The sequence below is a fragment of the Clostridium lacusfryxellense genome, from assembly GCF_018861735.1.
In the GTDB taxonomy this organism is placed as follows: domain Bacteria; phylum Bacillota; class Clostridia; order Clostridiales; family Clostridiaceae; genus Clostridium_AD; species Clostridium_AD lacusfryxellense.
In genome coordinates, this window is the sequence record NZ_JAHLEB010000117.1 from 1 (window position 1) to 2,838 (window position 2,838).

A 2,838-nucleotide genomic window follows, 5' to 3' on the forward strand; every position below is an offset into this window, starting at 1 on the left:
GGGGGTTGTGTAGTAACGGGACAGAAATTCCCGTTACTACACCTATATTTTACCAAATAGTTTACTATCCATTGCTTGCAGGGGTCGTAATTTTCCATGCAATAGTTCATCAGGTAAATTAAAGGAAAACTACGATACATCCTCATGCTTTTAGGCATTATTTCGCAACAAGACTACTTAGATATAAAAAAGTTGATATAGTTATAGTATCGAAGTTGCTAGGCCATTTTAATCTGAATACGACGCAAATATATGTTAAGCCAACATTTGAAGATTTATCTGATGCCTTAGATAACCTTAATATTTAGTAACTATATATTAAATTTTACATTTTTTTACTCCTAACATGGTTTTTTGCACGAATCGTTTCCATACCCCTAGTAGTATGCAACTGAATTAGTAAGAGTAGTTATTTGTGAGTTTAAGTATTTCTTATGATATACTATATATCATAGCTGTATAATAAAAGGTTTTTCATAAGAAAGGAGTGAGCAAATGCAAAAAGAGAAAATTATAAAAGTTGGAATTGGTTTTGCCACTGGAAGAAAGAGTTTTAAAAAGGTACTGAGAACCTATATACATACCTGGTACGAATCCGGGTTGGTAGAAAATGAAGGGGTTAGCCTAAATCTTTTTGTGGCATATGATACTAATTATAATAAAACAAAAATAACAGATTTCACCAATGTAAACCCAGAATTACTTAAACAGATTGATAGTAGCGAATTTATTGGAAATAGTAACATAAGAGAAGAGATTGACTATTTAATTGGAGAAAATGTAATAGATATTAACGAAGCTCGTCTGATATTTGGTAAGGGCTATGCAGCTAAGCGAAATACTGTGCTATATTATGCTATAAAAAACAATATGGATTATTTGGTATTTCTAGACGATGACGAATACCCAATGGCTGTAACAAATACAAGGGGTACTGCAATTTGGGGAGGTCAAGAGATTCTAACAAGTCATCTTAGATCTATTGCGGGAGCAGATATTACTCACGGACACCACTGTGGATACATATCACCTATACCTTACATGGAGTTTAATGATAAAATGACGGAAGGCGATTTTCAATCATTTATAGAGGCTATTAGCAATGATATAGTTAATTGGGATAACTTGAAAAAGGTTATGAAAAATGGTGGGGTAACCTATGCTGATATAAAAGTTTTAACAACCGATGAGGCAATAGAGGTAGAAGAAACAAACCATTCCAAATTTATCTCAGGAGCTAATCTTTGTATTAATCTTAAGAAGCCAAGTCGTATTTTTCCTTTTTACAATCCGCCGGGAGCAAGAGGAGAGGATACTTTTTTAGCTACTTGTCTAAGTGATAGAAAGGTTATGAGGGTACCCTGTTACACATTTCATGATGGTTTTTCTACTTATAATTACCTGCTAGAAGGAGTTCTGCCGATTCACCTTAAGTTTATTAAAGCCGATACAGAGGAGATTACTACACGTTTTTATAAGGCTTGCATAGGTTGGATTCGTTATAAGCCATTACTTTTATACATAACGCAACGATCTGACTATGAGGAAAAGATTAAGGAAATGCGAAGGCAGCTTGAGAAAACACTACCTAAAATCTGTGAATATTTTGAGAGACCTGACTTTAGTAAGGTTCTAGATGAATTAGATAAATATGATAAAAATGTGGAAAAACATTACCATGAGTTTATGGAAACACAAAGAATTTGGGCAAAAATTATGAAATACTATGAACAACGCAAATAAGCATATAAATGAAAAAATTATCACTAAATTTTGAGAGGCTACAATAGTTGCTTCAAATTTATGATGAAGGTTAAAGTGAAGGGAAAACTCATAGAATATATGAAGTTTCTCCCTTTGTGGGGTACGGCAACCATTCATGTAAAATAGGGCCACATTGAAAATATTGTAAAATGGCCCCTATAAATCTATAGTTATTAAGCCTCTTTTAGTAAATCAATATTAAAATTCAATTCGGGTGCAGCTCTTTCTTTATCTAAACTATACCTACCAAATCTATTAATATGTTGATTTATATATGGAGACAGAAGTGATAACATGGTACTATCTATTTTATGCCCTTCTTTTATAAGTTTTTCAATAGCCATAGATATATTATATACGTTGTAAAATATAACACAATTAGCAACTAAATGATTATATTTAATTACTTTTCTTTGTTCTGATCTGTCATTCTCACCGATAACACCCTCACCACCAAAAAACAACCACTTAATAAATCCATTAAATGCTTCACTTTTATTAGTTGACTCTTGTATTGTTCTTCTAATATTTATATCAGATATGTATTGTAATAAAAAGCATGTTCTTTCAACTCTTCCAAGTTCCTTAAAAGCTTGATACAGCTTATTCTTCTTGCTATAATTAGATAATCTTTTTAAAATTGTTGAAGGGGTTATTTTACCCATTTTTATTGAAAGAGCTACTCTTAACATATCAGGCAAATATGTTTCTATAAGCTTCCAATCAATTTCATCTGAAAAAATGCTTTCTATATGCTCATAGGTGCAAGTCTTATCAGCTTTAAAAAAGGTTAGATCTTTCCAATTCCTTATTCTTGGCATTAATTTTATTCCAAGCAAGGATGAAAGTCCAAATATTGTTGTGTTTTGACCTTGTGTATCAGCGTGATATGTATCAGGCTGTATGTCGGACTCATTTTTAATATTTTCATCTAATATATAAACGCCTTCCCAAACTCCACAAGGAATAAAACTACTAAATAAAGCTATGTATAAATCGGATACATGGTAATACCCTATTCCGCCATACCGGGGGTTGTGTAGTAACTGGACAGAAAATCCCGTTACATGTACT

At 32.3% G+C, this 2,838-nt stretch carries 3 protein-coding genes; 2 read left to right on the top strand and 1 reads right to left on the bottom strand.

Features of this window, described 5'->3' with window-relative positions; translation table 11 throughout:
* Positions 1–134: 134 nt before the first annotated feature.
* Both KPL55_RS26895 and KPL55_RS25365 read left to right on the top strand, forming a co-directional pair.
* On the top strand, positions 135–308 hold the full coding sequence (locus tag KPL55_RS26895) for a tyrosine-type recombinase/integrase (RefSeq protein ID WP_376770510.1): 174 nt from the start codon (positions 135–137) through the stop codon (positions 306–308).
* A gap of 187 nt (positions 309–495) precedes the next feature.
* Complete coding sequence (locus KPL55_RS25365) at positions 496–1,743, top strand: hypothetical protein (RefSeq protein WP_216309538.1); 1,248 nt, start codon at positions 496–498, stop codon at positions 1,741–1,743.
* 194 nt (positions 1,744–1,937) lie between these two features.
* On the opposite strand, the gene KPL55_RS25370 is transcribed toward KPL55_RS25365, so the two are convergent.
* Positions 1,938–2,838, bottom strand: a 901-nt coding sequence (locus KPL55_RS25370) for a Tn3 family transposase (protein WP_216309539.1), incomplete at its 5' end; no start/stop codon positions are given.

What these genes read in the sequence shown, in the direction of transcription:
- KPL55_RS25365 (WP_216309538.1), top strand. Translation starts at nt 496, where the DNA reads ATGCAAAAAGAGAAAATTATAAAAGTTGGAATTGGTTTTGCCACTGGA.